The organism is Methylobacterium dankookense, assembly GCF_902141855.1.
Taxonomy (GTDB): Bacteria; Pseudomonadota; Alphaproteobacteria; order Rhizobiales; family Beijerinckiaceae; genus Methylobacterium; species Methylobacterium dankookense.
The window spans coordinates 19,564-38,619 of sequence record NZ_CABFVH010000010.1 but is presented as its reverse complement, the minus strand read 5'-3'; the positions used below and the strand labels follow the sequence as shown (position 1 = coordinate 38,619).

Genomic DNA, 19,056 nt, shown 5'->3' with positions numbered 1-19,056 from the left:
TGACCGGGCGCAGCCCGGCCCGATCGGCCATGACTGGCGGGCGGATTTATGTTGCATCGCAACAAAAAGGTCAAGAGGCCTCTTCGCGCGGTTCGTGGCCTTCGCGACGGATCATATCAAATGTTAGCGGTGCGAATGCATGGTCCGGCGGATCATCCGCCGCGGTCGCGCCCCTGTCGGTGGCGGCGCGAAACAGTCGAAGTTCAGTTGCGCTTCGCTGAGCCGGCGAATTCAACCGAAGCACGGGGTCGAGCTTGGCCCGGAAACGCCCGATGCGCAAGCCTCGTTGCGAATCGGGTAAATAATGAATGCAATAAATCAGAGATTGCCCGATTCGGCCGCCGCCGGTGTGGCGGGCTGCGCATGCTGCGCCGCACAGGCCGCCTCGCGCAGCACTCGCCCGTAGAGCTCGGACAGCGTCCGGGCATGGGTGTCGAGCCCCATCGGCGCGGCCTCGAAGCGCGCCTGCGCGGCGCGGCCGAGCCGGGCGGCCAGCGCGTCGTCCCGCAGGGCGCGGAAGGCCCCGGCGAGGGCGTCCACCTCCGGCGCCACCACGAAGCCGGTCTCGCCGTTCCGCACCTTCTCCGAGGCGCCCGCGCGCTCCGAGGCGACCACGGGGATGCCGGCGGCGAGCGCCTCGTAGACGGTAAGCGGCCCGGTCTCGAACCAGCGCGAGGGCGCGGCGAGCGCCCGCGCCCTCCGGCGCAGGACGTCCTGGGCCACCTCCGGCGCCTGCCAGCCCAGCATCTCCACCCCGGGGCGGCCGGCGAGCTCGGCCTCCAGGGGGCCGGTGCCGACGAACAGGGCGGTGAGCCCGGCGGCGGCCGCCGCCTCGGCCACGAGGTCGGCGCCCTTCTCGCGGGTGAGGCGGCCGATATAGGCGATGGCGTCGCCCCGCTCCGGGGCGGCCGGCGGCCCGGGGATTGTGCGCACGGGATTGTCGACGCGGTGGTGCCGCAGGCGGTAGCCGCCGAGCAGCGCGCCCATCCGCTGCTGGCTCGCATCGCAGACATGGATCACGTGGAGCGCGCGCCCGGCGAGGGCCTGCCGCAAGGCCGCGCTGCGGGCCACGCGCACCATCTTGTGCGCCCGGCTCTTCGAATCGCAGGGCGCCGCGATGCAGGCGGCGGACATGGGCTTCAGCGCGCAGGGCTCGGTCCGGTCGAACCGGTAGTAGACCCCGTTCGGGCAGGCGAGGAAGTAGTCGTGCAGCGTCACGAAGACGGGCGCGCCCGCGCCCGCCAGAACCGGAAACACGCTGGGCGACAGGCTGCGCGTCCACTGGTGGAGGTGGAGGGCGTCGATCCGCTCGAGGCCGGCGAGCGCCGCCGCGACCCGCTCGGCCGCGGTGAAGTGCCAGATGCCGGAGGCGGCGCCCGCCAGCGCCCCGCGGCTCCAGATGTCGGGCAGGCCGAGGCAGAGGCGCCGGATGCGGGGATGGTCGAGGAGCGGGTCGACCGGCCCGTCGATGCCCTGGAGATAGGTGACCGAGAGCCCGAGATCGGCGAGGCCGCGGGCCGATTCGAGGGCCACCTTCTCGGCTCCGCCGCTGACGCCCGCGAACTCGGCGAGGATGACGACGTGCATGGTTCGGGTCCGGCGGCAATTGCGTTGCGGACGCAGGTTAGGCCCGTCCGCGCTGCCGCCCGGTAAACGCCCCGCCTGCAACGCCTGCGCCCGCCTCGCGTTGAGGTGCGACAGGCGCGGCCTGGGAGCCGCAGCGACACCGAACCGAGGAGCGAACCATGTCCCAGAGCCCGGGCAAGCCGCAGAATTCCGGCAAGGCCGGCTTCCAGCAGGGCTCGGCCAAGCCCGGCGACAAGGCCAATCCCGAGAACAAGCAGGGCAAGTTGAGCGAGCGCCTCGACGAGGCCCTGGAGGAGACCTTCCCCTCGAGCGATCCAGTCTCGGTGAAGGTGACGAAGTAGGGGAGGACCGAATCTCGACTGTCTTGGCCGCCCGACTGCTGGCAGAATTCAGGTCTCGGCCGTCCCGGCCGCGACGGGCCGTGCGTGACGACACGGCCAAGTCGATGGATCCGGGATGAAGTCGCAGATGGGGAATCCCGCGTCGCGAGACAGGGCCCCATCTTCGAGGAGAGACCCGACGATGAAGACCAGTCACGCGCTCGCGCTGCTGATCCCCCTCCTGGCCGCGCCGCAGGCGCTGGCGCAGGGGACGGAGGCGCAACGCTCCGCCTGCATGCCGGACGTGTTCCGGCTCTGCGCCTCGGCCATCCCGAATGTCGGCACCATCAAGGCCTGCCTCGCGCGGGAGCATGCCCGGCTGAGCCCGGCCTGCCGCACGGTGATGGACGAGGCGGGAGCGCCCCGTCAGGCGGAGGCGCCCCCGCCGCAGCGGCGCGAGCGGGGGACGGAGCGGCGCACGCCGGGCCCGGCCGTCCGGGGCGCGACGCCGCGGCGCGCCGCCCATGCCGGCAACCGGGGTGTCGCGCGATCCGCCCCCGTCTGCGCCTGCTCGGCCCGCGTGGCGGCGCGCCCTGTGCGCCACGCGTCCCCCTACACCGCGGCGGCGCATCGCCGCCACGCCGTGCGGCGTGCGGGCGGCTCCGGTTCCGAGATGGCGCAGGCGATGTACTGGATGCGTACGCTGAGCGGCCTCAGCGGCGGCATGAGCGATTCGATGGGCGGCCTTCCCCTCGGCAGCATCGCCGGGCTCATGCCCTGATAGCACTTCCGGTTTCGCTTCGGAGTGTGGCGCCCCCCTCTCCCCGCAAGCGGGGAAAGGGGATCCGCGGCGGCCGGGCCGGCGCCAACGCTCGTGCGCACGCTGCTCCCCGAAGGGGAGAGGGAGCGCGTCGTGGGGGGTGCACCCGCCCCGCCGCTCAGGCGGCCGTGTCGAGGCGGCGGGTGGAGGCGTCCTGGTCGAGCAGGGTACGGGCGTCGGCGGCGGTCAGGGGGCGGCTGAACAGGAAGCCCTGCACCTCGCTGCAGCCCTCGGCGCGCAGATGCGCGAACTGCGCCGCGGTCTCGACGCCCTCGGCGGTGGTGGCGATGCCGAGGCTCGCCCCGAGGCCGGCGACCGCCCGCACGATGGCGTTGCAATGCGGGTTCTCGCCGACTTGGCTGATGAAGGAGCGATCGATCTTGATCTTGTCGAACGGGAACGAGCGCAGGTAGCCGAGGCTCGAATAGCCCGTGCCGAAATCGTCCATGGCGATGCGCACGCCGAGCGCGCGCAGGGCGTGCAGGGTGGCGACGTTGGCCTCGTTCTCGGCCAGGAGCACCGATTCGGTGATCTCCAGCTCCAGCCGCTGCGGGGCGAGGCCCGAGGCTTCCAGCGCCTCGGCGACCGTGCGTACGAGATCGCGGTTGCGGAACTGGATCGGCGACAGGTTCACGGCGATCCGCACATGGTCCGGCCAGGCGGCCGCCTCGTTGCAGGCCTGGCGCAGCACCCAGGCGCCGATCGGCCCGATCAGCCCGGTCTCCTCGGCGAGCGGGATGAATTCGCCCGGCGAGATCGGTCCCTCGACCGGGTGGGTCCAGCGCAGCAGGGCCTCGAAGGCGCAGATGCGCTGCGTGGGGGCGTCGACGAGCGGCTGGTAGGCGAGGGACAGCTCGCCCCGGGCGAAGGCCTCGCGCAGGTCGTTCTCGCGGCGGCGGCGGGCCTGGACCCAGGCATCCATCTCCGGCTTGAAGCAGCGGAAGGTGCCGCCGCCATCGGCCTTGGCACGGTAGAGCGCGAGATCGGCGTTGCGCAGGAGCGATTCCGGGTCCTCGCCGTCGCGGGGCAGGCAGGCGACGCCGATGCTCGTGCCGATATGGCAATCCTGCCCGGCGATGCGGAAAGGCGTCGCCATCTCGGCGATGATGCGGCCCGCGAGGTTCTGGACGAGCCCGGGCTCGGCGGCCCGGGTGATCAGCACGGCGAACTCGTCGCCGCCGAGGCGGGCGACGCAGTCCTCCTCACGCAGGCAGCCCGCGAGGCGGGTGTCGGCCTCGCGCAGGAGCGCGTCCCCGACCGGGTGCCCGAGCGTGTCGTTGACGATCTTGAACTTATCGAGGTCGAGGCAGAACAGGATCGCTCCGCTGCCCCGGGCCTGCTGCCGTGCGATCGCCTCGCCGAGGCGGCTTGCGAACAGCACGCGGTTCGGCAGCCCGGTCAGCGCGTCGTGATGCGCCATATGGGCGACCCGCGCCGCGTTGCGGCGGCTCTCGGTGACGTCGACCACCGCGTCGAGGCGCGCCGGCCGGCCCTCGAACGGCATCGCCCGCTCGAACAGGCTGACCTCGATGACGGAGCCGTCGGCGCGGCGGTGGCGCAGGACCGCATCGCCGTCCCCCGCGTCGGCGACGGCGAGATCGGCCGGGCCGAGGGTGAGGAAGGTCTCGCGGTCGTAGCCGTAATGCGCCACGGCCGCCGCGTTCACGGCGACGAAGCGGCCGGCGGCCGGATCGACCAGCCACATCGGCAGCGGGTTGTCCTCGAAGAGGAGCCGGAACGAATCCTCGCGGGCCTTGATGTCGCCGACATCCGTGAGCGTCACCGCCACGAGGTCGCCGACCGCGCCGACCTCCACCTTGAGGTGCAGCACGCGGCCGTCCAGGCGCGGATAGGCGAGTTCGAACACGCTGCGCCCAGGGTTTGCGAGGGCCTCGGCGAGGCGGCCGACCGTGTCCACGCCGGGGCGGGGCGGGACGAGCGCGCCGAGGTGCTGCCATTGCAGCTCGGATTCCGCGCGGCCGAACATCTGGGCGGCGCCCTGGTTGAGGGCGACGACCTCGAAGTCGGTGATGGCCCCGGACGCGTCGCGCAGGGCCGTGAGGGCGAGCATCCCCTGCTCGGTCGCGCCGAACAGGGCCCGGGCCAGCTCGGTCCGCACCGCCTCGTCGCCGAGATGGATGAGGATCAGCGGATCGGCGCCGCCCTGGGACAGGGGCACGCCGACGAGACGATGGGTGGTGACGACGCCCTCCGCGAGGCGGTCGCAGCGCGCCTCCGCCGGCGCGGCGGCCCGGGCTGCCGAGATCACCACCTCCTCGACGGAGCGGCGCACCTCGTCCGGCAGGGCCGCCAGCGAGAGGCCGCGGACGTCCTGATCGAGCCAGTCGGCGAAGCCCTTCCCGCCCCACAGGATGGTGGACGCCCGCCCGTCGCGGGTCGCCACGAGGGCGCAGCGGTCGGCCAGTCGCCCGAGGCGCCCGAGCACGACGCTCTCGTAGCTCGGGATCGCACCGCCGGCACGCCGGCTGTCCTGCCAGTGCTGGACCAGGTTACCCGATACGCGGGCTGCGATGTGCGACGACACGCGAGTTCGCTCCGAAGATCTCGATGCGCGATCTAGAAGCACATTTCCTTACAGCGAGTTCATATGCCGGCTTCGTATCGGGATGAACGCATCGAAGGATCCGGATATCGCCCAGAGGTCTGCGGCTGAAGCGGATCAGGAACGGGAGAACAGCACGCTCGAGAATGGAGACTTGTGCACGAGCGATCACGTCGGATCGCGCTGGGCCTCTCCTCCCCCTTGCGGGGAGGAGCCGGAGGTGAGGGTGGGCCAGGAGGCACCGCTACGCCTCATCCTGAACCACCCCCACCCCGAACCCCTTCCCGCAAGGGGAGGGGACATGAGAGCAGCAGTTCCGGGATCAGGCCGTCTCGAGCAGGCGGCGGGCGATGACCTGGGCCTGGATCTCGGCTGCGCCCTCGAAGATCGAGAGGATGCGGGCGTCGCAGAGGACGCGGCTGATCTTGTATTCCAGGGCGAAGCCGTTGCCGCCATGGATCTGGAGCGCGTTGTCCGCCGCCGCCCAGGCGACGCGGGCGCCGAGCAGCTTGGCCATGCCGGCCTCGAGGTCGCAGCGCTTGCCCTCGTCCTTCTCGCGGGCCGAGAAATAGGTGAGCTGGCGGGCGATGTTGATCTCCACCGCCATCATCGCGAGCTTGTCGGCGACGCGGGGGAAGTTGATCAGCGCCTTGCCGAACTGCACCCGCTCCTCGGCGTAGCGCAGGCCGATGTCGAGGGCCGACTGGGCCACGCCGATGGCGCGGGCCGCGGTCTGGATGCGGGCCGATTCGAAGGTCTGCATGAGCTGGGCGAAGCCCTTGCCCTCGACGCCGCCAAGCAGGTTCTCGCCCGGCACGGCGAAGTTCTCGAAGGCGAGCTCGTACTCCTTCATGCCGCGGTAGCCGAGCACCTCGATCTCGCCGCCGGACAGGCCCTCGACGGGAAAGGGGTTCGCGTCGTCCCCGCGCGGCTTCTCGGCGATCAGCATGGAGAGGCCGCGATGGCCCTTCTCCTCGGGCTTCGTGCGCACGAGGACGGTCATGATGTCGGCGCGCACGGGATGGGTGATCCAGGTCTTGTTGCCCGAGATCTTCCAGGTGTCGCCGTCCTTCACCGCCTTGGTGCGCAGCGAGGCGAGGTCGGAGCCGGTGTTCGGCTCGGTGAAGACCGCGGTCGGCAGGATCTCACCGCTCGCGATCTTGGGCAGGAACTTCTGCTTCTGCTCCTCGGTGCCGCCGCCGAGGATCAACTCGGCCGCGATCTCGGAGCGGGTGCCGAGCGAGCCGACGCCGATATAGGCGCGGGACAGCTCCTCCGAGACCACGCACATGGCGGCCTTCGGCATGCCCATGCCGCCGTATTCCTCGGGGATGGTGAGGCCGAACACGCCGAGCTCGGCCATCTTCTCGATGATCTCCATCGGAATGTAGGCGTTCTTCAGGTGCCATTCGTGGGCCTGCTCCACCACCTCGGCCTTGCCGAAGCGGCGCATCTCGGAGCGGATCGCCTCCATGTCCTCGTCGAGGCCGGAATCGCCGATCGTCGCCGAGCCGCCGCCCTCGCGGATCTTGGCGACCAGCGCGGCGCGGTTCTGGGGCGTGTTGCCGGTGGCGATCATCGCCTCGACGGCGTCGGTGCGGAACTGCGCCAGCTCCTTGGCCGAGAGCCCGAGGGAGCCCACGGGGCGCACCATCTCGCCCTGGCTCATCGGGATGCCGCCGAACATCTGGTCGAGGTATTCGCCCGCGCCGATCCTCACGAGGAGCGTCTCGGTCTCGCCGAGGCGGCCGGCGGCCTGGAGGCTCGCCGCGTAGGCGCCGAGTTCGCGCACCGCCTCGCCGTAGACCGCGAGCCAGGCGAGGCCGTGGGTGGCGTGCTGCTCGGTCTCGAGCTTGGCGGCGTCGATCTTGCCGTCCTGGCCGAGCACCCGGGCGCGCACCCGGCGCGTGGCCTCGGCGACGAGCTTCCCGGCCGCCGCCCCGGCCTCCGTCGCCAGGGCGACGATGTCCTGCGGTTCGGTCTGGAGAGCGGGGGAGGCTGACATGTGCGCACCTGTGTAAGCGATTGGTTCTCGGGCCCCGTTATAGGGCGCTACGCCGAGGTGGAGATATTTTTTTATTTGCACCGGCTCTGAACGAAAGTGAATTCGCGCCGCATTGCACCATGGTGCAATATGGGAGCCCGCCGTCGCGCGGGCAGATGGCGATGCGGCGGGCGCGTCGCCGTTCGGATCAGTCCCGGCTCGCCAGGGCCACGCCGAGCACGGCGATCACCATGCCGCCGACCTGCACGGGGGTGAGGGTCTCGCCGAACAGGGCGTAGGCCATGACGGCCGAGACCGCCGGCACGAGGTAGAACAGGGCGGAGACGCCCGCGACCGCCTTGCGCCGGATCAGCCCGAGCAGGAGCAGGACCCCGCCCACCGAGAGGCCGAGCACCGCCCAGGCGAGCCCGGCGAGCGCGGGCGGGTTGGGGTCGAAGCGCCCGTCCTCCAGGAGGAGGGCGAGGGGCACGGTCAGCAGCGCGGCTCCGAGGAACTGCACGGCCGCGTTGGTGCGCAGGTCGACCGCCGCGGCGAAGCGCTTCTGCCACAGGGTGCCGGCGGTGAGCGCGAGCGTCGCCGCGAAGCAGACGGCGAGGGCGGCGGGCGGGATCGCGTCGGCGGAGGGGCCGAGCTTCGGCACGAGAACCAGCCCGGCCCCGAGCGCGCCGATCCCGATGCCGAGCCAGCGCCGTCCCGAGACTCGCTCGCCGAGCAGCGGGCCGGCGACCAGGGCCGCGAGCAGCGGCTGCAGGCTCGTGATCAGCGCGGTCAGTCCGGCGGGAAGGCCGTGGCTCACCGCCCAGAACACCCCGTCGAGATAGAGGCCCTGCAGCAGGATCCCGGCAAGCAGCGCGTCCCGCCAGCCGCGCCAGCCCACCGGCCAGCGCGCGCCGGCGAGCAGCGCCACCGTCCCGAGCACGCAGACCGTGAGCAGGAAGCGCAGGGACAGGAAGGTGAAGGGCTCGGCATGGGGCGCGACGAGCCGGGCGACGATGAAGCCGCTCGACCAGATCACGACGAAGAGCCCGGGGACGAGGCGCAGCGCCGGGTTCGCCGATTCGGATGCGGATCGTGCCATGGGGATGCTTGGGGGAGGGAGGCCCGGACCCTGTATCGGGGACTCAGCCCGCGAGCCAGCCCGGCGCCGCGCCTGGGGAGGCCGGGGGGCAGGCACTCCCGCCCCGGCGCGGATCCGGTGTAGAGACCGGACCCGACATGCCTCCCACTCCGCGCCCGCGCCGCCCCCTCGAGATCGCTGCGATCGCCGCGCAGCGCTTCGTCGCCCATGACGGCTGGGCCATCGCGAGCCACATCGCCCTGTCGATGCTGACCTCGCTGTTCCCCTTCCTGATCCTGCTCGCGGCGCTCGCCGGCGTATTCGGCTCGAAGTCGCTCGCCGACGAGGCCGGGGTGCTGATCCTCGACGCCTGGCCGAAGGAGGTGGCCAAGCCCATCGTCGGCGAGGTGCACCGGGTGCTCACCGAGCAGCGCGGCGGCGTGCTGACGCTCGGCGCGCTGCTCGCCCTCTACTTCTCGTCCTCGGGGGTGGAGAGCCTGCGGGTCGGCCTGAACCGCGCCTACGGCATCCGCGAGATGCGGCCCTGGTGGCTGACGCGCCTCGAATCGATCGGCTACGTGATCTGCGGTGCCTTCGCGATGTTGGCCTTCGCCTTCCTCGTGGTGCTCGGGCCGCTGATCTGGCGCACCCTGATCAACGTGGCGCCGGGTCTGGAGCCCTTGAGCCTGACCGTGGCGATCGGGCGGATCGCGGTGACGGCCTTCCTCCTCGTGCTGGTGCTCGTCATCGCCCACAAATTCGTGGCGGCGGGGCGCCGGCCGATCCTGATGGTGCTGCCGGGGATCGCCGCGACGCTGCTGCTCTGGTTCCTCGCCGGGCTCGGCTTCGGCTTCTATCTCGACCGCTTCTCGAGCGCCTACGCCTCCACCTACGGGGGCCTCGCCACGGCGATGGTGTTCCTCGTCTTCCTCTATTGGCTCGCGGCGATGTTCCTGTTCGGCGGCGAGATCAACGGCACGGTGATCGCGGCCCGCCGCGCCCGCCTCCAGGCCAAGATGCAGGCCCGCCGCGCCGGCCTGCCGGCCCCCTGATCCGGGTGTCGCGAGGGATCATCCCTCTCTAAGGGACGGACAGAGCCCGGGATCTTCCGTCAGGGCTTCGCCCCGACACCCCACCAAAGGGATGATCCCTTTGGAAACCCGGAGGTGCCGGATCACACACGGGCAGCGGAACCCAGGCGGTGCCGGCGCATTCACCTTGCACTCCATGCGATCCCCAGAGCACCTGCAAAAGGCCCGCCTTCCGGCGGGCCTCTTTTTGCGTGCCTCGAGGTCGCGCGCCTCAGGCCGCCATGGCGAGGTCGTCGTCGGTCTCGGCCTCGGCGGCCATGAACTGGGCCCGAGCGAGCTCCGCGAAGCGGCCGTCCTGATCGACCAGCTCGTCGAAGGTGCCGCTCTCCACGATCCGCCCCTCGTGGAAGACGAGGATGCGGTCGGCGTTGCGGATCGTGGCCAGCCGATGGGCGATCACGAAGGTGGTGCGCCCCTCCATCACCGTCTCCAGAGCCGCCTGGAGCTTGCGCTCGGTGGCGGCGTCGAGGGCCGAGGTGGCCTCGTCGAGGATCAGGATCGGCGGGTTCTTCAAGAGCGCCCGGGCGATCGAGAGGCGCTGGCGCTCGCCGCCGGAGAGCGAGCGGCCGCGCTCGCCGATCACCGTGTCGAGACCGTCGGGCTGGCGCGCCATGAAGGCGGAGGCCTGGGCGCGGTCCAGCGCGTCGAGTATCTCGGCATCGGTCGCGTCGGGGCGGCCGACCTGGAGGTTCTCGCGGATCGAGCGGGCGAACAGCATCGGCTCCTGGAAGACCACGCCGATGTTGTGGCGCAGGGAGGCGAGGCCGATGTCGCGGATGTCCATCCCGTCGACCCGGATGGCGCCCGAGGCCGGGTCGAAGCTGCGGTGCAGGAGGCCGAGCGTGGTCGACTTGCCCGAGCCCGTGGTGCCGACGAGCGCCACCGTCTCGCCGGCACGCGCCGAGAAGGACACCCCGTCCAGCGCCTGGCGGCGGCCGTCGTAGGAGAACTCGACGCCCTCGAAGCTGACCTCGCCGTTCAGGCGGGCGACCTGCTTGGCGTGCGGCCGGTCGTGCACGGCCGGGACCGTGTCGTAGATCTGGAAGAACTCGGCGATCTTCGGGGCCTGCTGGAACACGCCGTTGACGAAGCCGACCACGTGGTCGAGGCGGCCGACGAAGGCGGTGGCGAGACCCATGAAGGCCACGACCTCGCCGACCGTGGTCGTGCCGGCCTGGTAGAGCATGATGCCGGTGACGAAGATCGCCGTCATGGTGATGGTCGCCGAAGCGCGGGTCGCCACGTTGGCGAGCGCCCACCAGGACAGGACCGGGATCTGGGCCGCGAGCAGGTTGCCGATGATGTCGCGCATCGCATCCTTCTCCGCCTTGGCGCGGGTGAAGGACTGGATCACGGCGACGTTGCCGAGCGCGTCGGAGGCGTGGGCGGCCAGCCCCGAATTGTACAGCTCGACCCGGCCCTGGAGCGTCTCGGTGCGGCGCATCACGAAGGTGGTGAGCGCCGTGAAGACGAGCACCAGCACCACGAGGATGAGGCCGAGCTTCCAGTTCACGAACAGGGTCATCGGCAGCAGCACGCCGAGCGAGACGAGCGCCGCGAAATGGTCGCGGAAGAAGCCGAGCCAGAAGGTGGACATGCCGTTGCCGCCCTCCAGCATCGCCTTGAGCACGGTGCCGGAATGGGTGCTGGCATGGAAGGCGAGCGGCAGGTCGAGCACGTGCTCGAAATAGCCGGCCATGGCCGAGAGCCGGTTGCGGTGGGCGAGTCGGTCGGCATGCAGCGCGATGGCGACGCCCGCGGCGATGGTGAAGAAGCCGAAGGCGACCCAGGCGAGGATGAGCGGCAGCATCGTGCCCATGGCGTCGCCGCCGCGCTTCAGATGCGTGAGCTGATCGATGATGCGGCCCATGAGCAGCGGCTCGGCGAAGGCCGTGACCGCCAGCATGACGTTGGCGCCCGCCAGCCCCCAGGCGAGTCTGCGGTCGGTGCCGAGCAGTCCCAGCACGCGCGCGTAGAGACGAACCAGCGACATGGACACTCCGGTTGCCCGCTCTCGGCGCCGGGCCCCTTCGGGCATCCGCGCCGCTTCTCCTGTACCCGTGCCGCAGGATGCAGGCCGGGTCGTGCTCCCTTCGCCGCGGGAAGCGCTGCCGTGTGCCGGCATTCTCCCCGTTGCAGAAGGGCTTATGCCCGGCCCAGCCTGAACGGTGCATGACGCGGCCCTTCAGGGGACGGCGCCTTTACGGTTCGTTCAGCAAGATTTCCTAACGCTGGGGGCGAGCCCGCGACAAGCGCCGCGGCGCCTCTGCCCATCCGAATTCGCGCGTCAGGTCGTGTCCCGATGGATCTCGCAACCGGAGTCGGACTGCTCGGCGGCATCGGCGTCGTGTTCACGCTGATCATGATCGACGGTGGCAACTTCGCCGCCTATTTCGACAAGCACGCGGTGATCGTGATCTTCGGCGGATCCGTCATGGCGACGATCATCCGCTTTCCCTTCTCGACCATCGCCCACGGCCTGCCGATGGGCCTGCGCTACGCCTTCACCATGCGCGCGGTGAAGCCGCACGACCTCATCGAGGAGATCACCAAGATCGCCGACGTGGTCCGCAAGAGCGGGCCGATGGCGCTGGAGAACATGGAGATCGCCGACCCGTTCCTGGCGCAGGGCGCGCGCTACATCGCCGACGGCTACGACCGCGAGTTCATCCGCGACACGATGGAGCGGGACCGCGACAACTTCCTGATGCATCTCGACGAGGGCTCGAAGATCTACCGCGCCTTCGGCGACTGCGCCCCGGCCTGGGGCATGATCGGCACCATCCTCGGCATGGTGACGATGTTCGCCAACATGTCGGACCCCTCGAAGCTCGGCCCCGCCATGGCGACCGCCTTGCTCGCCACCCTCTACGGCGCGCTCATCGCCAACCTCGTCACCCTGCCGATCGCCGACAAGCTGCACGTGAAGCTGGAGGAGGAGGACGTCTCCCGCTCGCTCATCATCGACGGCATCCTGATGATCCGCGACCAGAAGAGCCCGACCCTGGTGCGCGAGATGCTGGTCGCCTACCTGCCGCACAACCACCGCGAATCGCTCACCGAGGCGGCCGCGTGACCCGCACCCGGCAAGCGCGACCGCGCGCCGCCGCGCGTGCGGCGGCGTTCGCCGGCCGGGGCCGGCGACACTTGAGCGGAGTGCGGTGAGGTGGCCAAGAAGAAGCGCGGCGGTGCGCATGGCGGCCACGGCTGGTTCGTGACCTTCGCGGACCTGATGGCGCTCCTGATGAGCTTCTTCGTGATGATCGCGGCGTACTCGACGCAGGATCAGAAGAAGATGCAGGCGGTGGCGGGCTCGATGCGCGACGCCTTCGGCGTCAACAAGGAATCGCGCTTCGCCGGCGTGATCGACTACAAGGGCCTGCCGGCGGCCGACAAGCTGAAATACCTGCGCGACATCCCGCCCGAGCGCGCCTCGGACCGGACCACGCCGCCGCGCGACGTGCCGAGCGCGGAGGACGGGCTCGACAACCAGGGCGACCCCGAGAATTTCGGGCTCGCGGCCGCCTCCCTGCGCCAGGCGCTGCAGGACCTGCCCGAGATCGCGGAGCTCTCCAAGCACGTCATCGTCGCCAAGACCGAGCAGGGCCTCGACGTGTCGATCGTCGACCAGGACGGGCGCTCGATGTTCCCGGACGGGTCGAGCCGGCCGACGGAGCGGACGCGCCGCCTCTTGGAGGCGCTCGCGCCGGTCCTGCGGCAGATGCCGAACCGCATCGCGGTCACCGGCTTCACCGCGACCGACCGACCGGGCCAGCGCCGGCTGGCGCCGCCCTGGGAGATCTCGGCGAGCCGCGCCATCAGCGTGCGCGAGATCCTGGCGGGATCGGGCGTGCCGGACGACCGATTCGCTTCGGTCTCGGGCAAGGCGGATACGGAGCCGCTGTTTCCCGACAACCCCTACCTCGCCGCCAACCGCCGCGTGACCGTGACGCTCCTCAAGGAAGCGCCTCCGACCCCGCTGAAGGGGCTGCCCTGAGGCAGGCCGCCTACTTCGCGGTGAGCAGCGCCCAGTAGACCTTGTATTTCGAGCCCGGGGCGAAGGCGGTGGCGATGCCCATCCGTCGGGCCTCCGGATCGAGCAGGACCGCGTTGTGGGGCGGGCTGTCGCGCCAGCCGGAGAAGGCCTCGGCCAGGGTGTGGTAGCCGGCCGAGAGGTTGGCGTTCGGCGAGGCGTAGCCGAGGCGGCCCACCGCGCCCTTCACGGTCTGCGCCTTGCTCGGCCGGTCGGCGAGCGCCATCGCGGCGGCCTCGGCCTCGGCGAGGCGCTGCAATTCCGGATCGACGGTGAGCGGGCCCTCGCCGCGGTTGCGGCGATAGGCCGAGATCATGTCGCGCGCGGTCTGCGCGTCCACCTGCGCGCTGGTATTGGCGAGCGGCAGGTACAGGGCCGGGATCGCGGAGGTGGTGGGCGCATCGGCCGCGCAGCCCGCCAGAAGCAGCGCCGCCGCGCCGGCCATCCCGATCCCGATCCGCCTGACCACCGTCCCGTCCTCCGGTCGCGGCCTACTCGGCCGCCTCGCGCTTCGGCGTGCCACCCCGCCCGAACCGGTTCGCGATCTCGGACATGGCGTCCTGCATCCCGTCGAGCCCCTGGACCGTGACGATGCTGGCGCCCGGACCCATCGGCGGGATGAAGCCTTCCCCCGATAAGGTCTTGAAGACCGAGAAGTTCAAGTCGTTCTGCACCTTCAGCGACAGCGAGACGTCGACGATCATCGCGATCAGCTCGAACTCGAGGAAGGGGTCGCCGATCTTGCGGAACACCACCCGCGGGGCCGGATCCTTCAGCACCTCGGGGAGGGCGGCGGCGCATTGCACCATCAGCTCGGCGGCGCGCACCGGATCCTGGTTGCGCAGCACGTTGACGGTGATGGTCACCCGGCCCGCCCGGTCGCCGCGGACCCGGTTCTTCACGACGCCCGAGATCAGGTTCGAGTTCGGCACGATCACCGCCGAGCGGTCGAAGGTCTGGATCTCGGTGGAGCGCACCGAGATGCGCTTCACGATGCCCTCGCTGTCGCCGATCAGCACCTGGTCGCCGACGCGGATCGGGCGCTCCCAGAGCAGGAGCAGGCCGGAGACGAAGTTGTTGACGATGGATTGCAGGCCGAAGCCGATACCGACGGAGAGGGCGCCGGCCACGATGGTCAGCTTCTCCAGGCTCAGGCCGAGATAGGAGAAGGCGACCGCGAGCGCGATCAGGAAGCCGCAATAGCCGGAGACCGTCGAGATCGAGTTGCGCAGGCCCGCATCGAGGTCGGTGGCCGGCAGGTAGGTGCCGTCGAGCCAGCGTTGGATCGCCCGGGTGACGACGACGCCCAGCACCATGATGCCGACCGCCATCGCGATGGTGGAGAGCGAGATCGTGACGTCGCCGACCTTGAAGCCGAAGAAGGCCGAGCGGACCGAGGACATCACGTCCGTCGAATCGAGGCCCCAGGGCGCGAGGATCAGCAGGGCCGCGACGAGGAACAGCACGACGCGCACCGCGCCCGTGGTCAGCACCGCGATCTGGTTGAGCGAGCGCTTGCGCAGGCCCGTATTGGCCTGCAGCGTGGTGGCGAAGCGCGCCCCGTCGCTGAGCGAGCCGCCGACGAAGGCCTCGACGCTCTGCACGAGCAGGTAGAGCAGCACGAGGACGCTCGTCGCCCAGACGAGCTGGTCGATCAGGAAGCTCGCGAAGGCGACATAGCCGCCCGCCGCCGCTGCGGCGATGATGCCGACCGCGGCCCAGCCGATCAGGCGGGCCGGGCCGCCGATGCCGGTGGTGGTCTTGGTGGGCACGTAGGGGCCGAAGCAGGCCTCCTCCTCCTCCTCCGTGTCGGCGAATCGGTGGAGGCCGATGGCGAGCATCGCCGCCATGGCGAGGGCGCCGATGCCGCGCGTGGCGATGGAGACGGGCAGCGCCGCCGAGATGCCGCTGTTGAGCGCCTCGATCGCCTTCACGACGGAGATGACCGTGGCGATGCCGACCGCTAGGCGCATCACCCGGGTCGCCGCGGCGTCGCTTACAGGAGCGGGCCGCCAGGCGGGCTTCTCCGGCGAGAGCAGGCCGTCGCAGAGCGCCTCCACGAAGGCGATGAAGGCGAAGCCGCCGAGCACCGCACCCGCGAAGGGCAGGAGGCGGGAGGGCAGGAGGTCGGTGGCGTCGAGGGCGTAGTAGACCGCGTAGCTGCCCGCCACCGCCGGCAGGGTGCCGAGCAGGATCACCCGCCAGGCGCCGAGCAGGGTGGCGCGCCGGGAGGGCGCGGTGTCGGTGGCGTCGCGGCGGCCGAGGCGCGGGGCGATGTTGCGGCGCCCGAGATAGAGCGCCACCGAGACGCCGAAGGCGACGCCGAGCAGCATCAGGTTCCAGATCGTGCCGTTGCGCGCGAACAGGACGCCGATATCGGACAAGGCGCTCTGCAGGGAGCGGGTGTCGCGCGGCAGGTCCGCCGTCACGCGGGTCCACAGGCCGGGGCTCACGAGCGGCTGGGTGCGCTCGAACAGGCCGCGGGTGAAGGATTCGCGCCGCTTGTTCGAGACCCGGTCGATGATCTGGTCGCCCTGCACCAGCAGGGAGCGGGCGAGGCGCTGCGCTTCGTCGATGCGGGCGACGGCGGCCTCGCGCTCGACGCGCTCCTGGGCGACCTCGGGACTCTCCTCGGCATCCTTCGGCTTCGGCCCGAGTTGCGTGAGGCGCTCGCGGGCCGCCTCCAGCGGGGCGTCGAGCTGGCTGATGATCGTGCGGATCTGGTCGGTGACCGGGCCGACGCCGTCGCGCACCGCGGCGAGATCGGCGGCGGTGAGGTCGGGCCGCTGCAATTCCTTCTCGCGCCGCTCCAGCTCGGATTTCGCGGCGTCGAGCTTGGCGCGGACCTGCTTGCCCTGCTCGGACATCTCCGGCTTCTGCGGCGCGGGCTTGGCTTCCGCGGGCTTGGCTTCCGCGGGCTTGGCCTCCGCCGGCTTGGCGGCCGGGGCCTGCGCGGCGGGGGGCTGCGCCGGGGCGGGCGCGTGCTGGGCGGGAGCCTGGGCGGGCGCGGGGGCCGGCTGCTGCGCCAGCGCGCCGGGTGCGAGGAGCAAGGCCGCGACGAAGGCCAGGGCGAGGCGCGGCCGGCTCGGTCGGGGTCGCGGTCCGGTCGGGGCGGGCGCGGATGGGCAGCGGCTCGGGCTCAGGCGCATCGGCATTCTCGGTCGGGCATCCTTCTGGTCGGCGGCAATGTGCCGCCTCGGGGCTGCCCGGCGAACGGGCATGGCCCGCACGGAACAGGCCGCGCGGCGATCTCTGCCGGACCAATAGGGCGAAAGCCTGCCCATGCCCACCCACCATGCCCGCCGGCCGGCATGCCCGGCGCGCGGAGGCACCTGTGCGCCGCGCGGGGGCGCGGCTTCACAAGGGTGTCACCGTGATATTAGACTAAGGGTCGATGGACAGGGCCTTTTCGTCACCGGGCGAGGGGGCGCGGCCGAGCGGTACGCCGCAACGGTCCCGCCACGCGCCGGATCCCTACCCCCCGCCGGGCCGCCCCGGGCGCCCGCCGTTCCGTCCGTCATCGTGCCGTCGCTCCGCGACGCGGCGGCCGCTTCCAGCCCTTCCCGTCGATTTCCGCCCCCGTCCGGCGCGCAGGCACAGGCTCGCGCGTTGTCCGGCAGGGCCGCCGTTCGAAGAGCCGTGCCGATGATGGACCTCCAAACCCTCGTCCTGAACGCGGATTACCGGCCGCTCTCCTACAATCCGCTGTCCCTGTGGTCCTGGAAGGACGCCTTCACAGCCCTGTTCCTCGACCGCGTCACCCTGGTCGCGAGCTACGACGTCGAGGCGCGCTCGCCGAGCCGGGCGCTCCGGGTGCCGAGCGTGGTGGCGCTCAAGAACTATGTCACGCTGGCGCGCAGCCCGGCCTTCACCCGCTACAACATCTACCTGCGCGACGGATTCGCCTGCCAGTATTGCGGCCTGCGCCTGCCCGCCGGCGGGCTGACCTTCGACCACGTGGTGCCGCGCTCCCGCGGCGGCCTGTCGAGCTGGGAGAACGTGGTCGCCGCCTGCAGCCCGTGCAACCTGCGCAAGGCCAACCGCACGCCGGCCGAGGCCGACATGCCGCTCCTCAACGAGCCGCGGCGCCCGCCCCGCTACGAGCTGCATCCCCGGCAGCCGGAATTCGACCACCGCCAGTACCACCACACCTGGCTCGACTACCTCTACTGGGACAGCGAGCTGGAGAGCTGAGGCTTCAGTAGGGCGTCTGAGCGGAACCTGCGGGTTTCGCCCCGTCGCTCCCGCCCGCGACCTCAGGATGAGGTCGAGACGAGGATCGGCGGGGTAAGGACCTTCGGGCGGGTTCAGTAGGCCGGCGGCCGCGCGGGCGGCTCGTTGTACATCGGCAGCGTGTGCGGGCGCGGCAGGTAGCCGCGGATGAGGGCCGGCGGGCCATAGTAGCCGGGGCCGGGCGGCGGCAGGGGCCGGCAGGGCGGCGGGCCGCAGGGCCGGACCGGCCGGTAGCCCTGGGCGGCGGCCGGGCTCGGGCTCGCGAGCATCCAGGCGAGGGCGGCGAGCAGGGCCGGCGCGAGCGGGGAGCGGGCGGGGCCCGGATGGAAGCGGCGCATCGGCGGCCTCAGAATTTCACCGCCGCGCCGCCGCGCAGGGTGTTCACGTTGGCCTTGTGGCCGTTGAAGTCGTCGAACAGCACGTACTGGTACTCGCCGCGCAGGATGATGTTCGAGGTCAACGCGAATTCGACGCCGGCGCCGAGGGCGACGCCGCCGACGATCTTGGAATTGTTGCGTCCCAGCACGTAGGTATAGGGCTGGCTCGCATCCGGGTTGTTCGGGTTGAAGGCGGCGTAGCCGAACCGGGTGACGTAGGCCGGGTTGCCGGAGGCGAGCGCCAGGTTCGCGTTGTAGGTCGCGAGGTTGTAGCCGTAGTTCCGGTAGTTCACGCTGTCGTTGATCTGCATGTTGCCGATCGCGAGGCCGCCGGTGATGTAGGGCAGGAAGCTGCCATAGGCGTAGCCGAGCCGCCCGCGGACCGTGCCGTACTCGTTGATCCGCGTGCTCGAGATGCCGTCGATGGAGACCCGCTCGAGGATGCCGTCGGCCCGCGAGAGGACGCGCGCCTGCGAGTCGAAGGTCGCGCCGACCTGATCGAAGCGGGTGTAGTCGCCCTCGAAGCCGAACACCACGTCGCCGTACTGGATGTTGTAGCCGGCATAGGCGCCGAAGCTGCCGCCGCGGGCCCGCTTCGACTGCGGCTGGAGCAGGGTCGAGGCGTTGAAGTTCGACTCGCCCGTGGTGTTGCGCGATTCGCTGTAGACCAGCGGCTGGAACACGTTCCGGAAGCCCAAAGCCGCGTTGCTGTAGCCGCCATGCGCGCCGACATAGAGGCCGCCCCAATCGATGATCGGCGTGGAGGCCACCACCGGCTCGTCGTAATCCGCGCCGCGCAGGAAGTCGTAGCCGAGATCGGCGGCCCGGACCGGGGCGATGGTCGTGCAGGCTGCCAACATTGCGAAGAACGCGGTACGCATCGGAGGATCCCCGTGGCGGACGCGCCGCCGTAATACGAAGCTCGATGCGATTCTTGCCCTGGTAACCTTAATTCTCCGTTTCGGATGCC

The 19,056-nt window shown here is 71.0% G+C and carries 15 protein-coding genes; 6 read left to right on the top strand and 9 right to left on the bottom strand.

The window, feature by feature from the left end:
- Nucleotides 1-318: 318 nt before the first annotated feature.
- Complete coding sequence (locus MTDSW087_RS10455; RefSeq protein ID WP_144763510.1) at nt 319-1,587, bottom strand: glycosyltransferase; 1,269 nt, start codon at nt 1,585-1,587, stop codon at nt 319-321.
- 158 nt (nt 1,588-1,745) lie between these two features.
- Here MTDSW087_RS10455 and MTDSW087_RS10450 point away from each other — a divergent pair, with 158 nt between their 5' ends.
- A complete protein-coding gene (locus MTDSW087_RS10450; RefSeq protein ID WP_144763508.1) occupies nt 1,746-1,928 on the top strand; it encodes a hypothetical protein in 183 nt (60 codons plus the stop codon).
- A gap of 181 nt (nt 1,929-2,109) precedes the next feature.
- Nucleotides 2,110-2,688, top strand: coding sequence for a hypothetical protein (locus MTDSW087_RS10445; protein WP_144763506.1), 579 nt, complete (start codon nt 2,110-2,112; stop codon nt 2,686-2,688).
- A gap of 157 nt (nt 2,689-2,845) precedes the next feature.
- Here MTDSW087_RS10445 and MTDSW087_RS10440 read toward each other — a convergent pair whose 3' ends face one another.
- From MTDSW087_RS10440 to MTDSW087_RS10430, 3 genes are all read right to left on the bottom strand, one after another.
- Complete coding sequence (locus MTDSW087_RS10440) at nt 2,846-5,272, bottom strand: putative bifunctional diguanylate cyclase/phosphodiesterase (RefSeq protein ID WP_373321972.1); 2,427 nt, start codon at nt 5,270-5,272, stop codon at nt 2,846-2,848.
- Nucleotides 5,273-5,612: 340 nt separating this feature from the next.
- Nucleotides 5,613-7,295: an acyl-CoA dehydrogenase family protein gene (locus tag MTDSW087_RS10435; RefSeq protein WP_144763504.1), complete on the bottom strand. Its 1,683-nt coding sequence runs from the start codon at nt 7,293-7,295 to the stop codon at nt 5,613-5,615.
- 187 nt (nt 7,296-7,482) lie between these two features.
- Complete coding sequence (locus tag MTDSW087_RS10430) at nt 7,483-8,373, bottom strand: DMT family transporter (RefSeq protein WP_144763502.1); 891 nt, start codon at nt 8,371-8,373, stop codon at nt 7,483-7,485.
- 137 nt (nt 8,374-8,510) lie between these two features.
- Between MTDSW087_RS10430 and MTDSW087_RS10425 the strand changes: the two genes are divergently transcribed.
- On the top strand, nt 8,511-9,404 hold the full coding sequence (locus MTDSW087_RS10425; protein ID WP_144763500.1) for a YihY/virulence factor BrkB family protein: 894 nt from the start codon (nt 8,511-8,513) through the stop codon (nt 9,402-9,404).
- A gap of 250 nt (nt 9,405-9,654) precedes the next feature.
- Here the strand turns inward: MTDSW087_RS10425 and MTDSW087_RS10420 are convergent, their stop codons facing one another.
- Nucleotides 9,655-11,436: a glucan ABC transporter ATP-binding protein/ permease gene (locus MTDSW087_RS10420; RefSeq protein WP_144763498.1), complete on the bottom strand. Its 1,782-nt coding sequence runs from the start codon at nt 11,434-11,436 to the stop codon at nt 9,655-9,657.
- A 309-nt stretch (nt 11,437-11,745) separates the two neighbouring features.
- Between MTDSW087_RS10420 and MTDSW087_RS10415 the strand changes: the two genes are divergently transcribed.
- Nucleotides 11,746-12,519 carry a motility protein A gene (locus MTDSW087_RS10415; protein WP_144763496.1) on the top strand — a complete coding sequence of 258 codons (774 nt, stop codon included), beginning with the start codon at nt 11,746-11,748 and terminating at the stop codon, nt 12,517-12,519.
- Between the two features lie 90 nt (nt 12,520-12,609).
- Entirely contained in the window at nt 12,610-13,440 is an 831-nt protein-coding gene (locus MTDSW087_RS10410) for an OmpA/MotB family protein (protein WP_144763494.1), read from the top strand.
- A 10-nt stretch (nt 13,441-13,450) separates the two neighbouring features.
- Here MTDSW087_RS10410 and MTDSW087_RS10405 read toward each other — a convergent pair whose 3' ends face one another.
- Both MTDSW087_RS10405 and MTDSW087_RS10400 read right to left on the bottom strand, forming a co-directional pair.
- Nucleotides 13,451-13,921 carry a CAP domain-containing protein gene (locus MTDSW087_RS10405; RefSeq protein WP_144763702.1) on the bottom strand — a complete coding sequence of 157 codons (471 nt, stop codon included), beginning with the start codon at nt 13,919-13,921 and terminating at the stop codon, nt 13,451-13,453.
- Nucleotides 13,922-13,967: 46 nt separating this feature from the next.
- Nucleotides 13,968-16,625 (bottom strand): DUF3772 domain-containing protein, encoded by a 2,658-nt coding sequence (locus MTDSW087_RS10400; protein ID WP_144763700.1) that lies wholly within the window; start codon nt 16,623-16,625, stop codon nt 13,968-13,970.
- Nucleotides 16,626-17,121: 496 nt separating this feature from the next.
- Between MTDSW087_RS10400 and MTDSW087_RS10395 the strand changes: the two genes are divergently transcribed.
- Nucleotides 17,122-17,670, top strand: coding sequence for an HNH endonuclease (locus MTDSW087_RS10395; protein ID WP_144763492.1), 549 nt, complete (start codon nt 17,122-17,124; stop codon nt 17,668-17,670).
- 113 nt (nt 17,671-17,783) lie between these two features.
- Here MTDSW087_RS10395 and MTDSW087_RS10390 read toward each other — a convergent pair whose 3' ends face one another.
- Together MTDSW087_RS10390 and MTDSW087_RS10385 are read right to left on the bottom strand one after the other, a co-directional pair.
- Nucleotides 17,784-18,047 (bottom strand): hypothetical protein, encoded by a 264-nt coding sequence (locus MTDSW087_RS10390; RefSeq protein WP_144763490.1) that lies wholly within the window; start codon nt 18,045-18,047, stop codon nt 17,784-17,786.
- Between the two features lie 8 nt (nt 18,048-18,055).
- Nucleotides 18,056-18,967, bottom strand: coding sequence for an outer membrane protein (locus MTDSW087_RS10385; protein WP_144763488.1), 912 nt, complete (start codon nt 18,965-18,967; stop codon nt 18,056-18,058).
- Between the last annotated feature and the right edge of the window lie 89 nt (nt 18,968-19,056).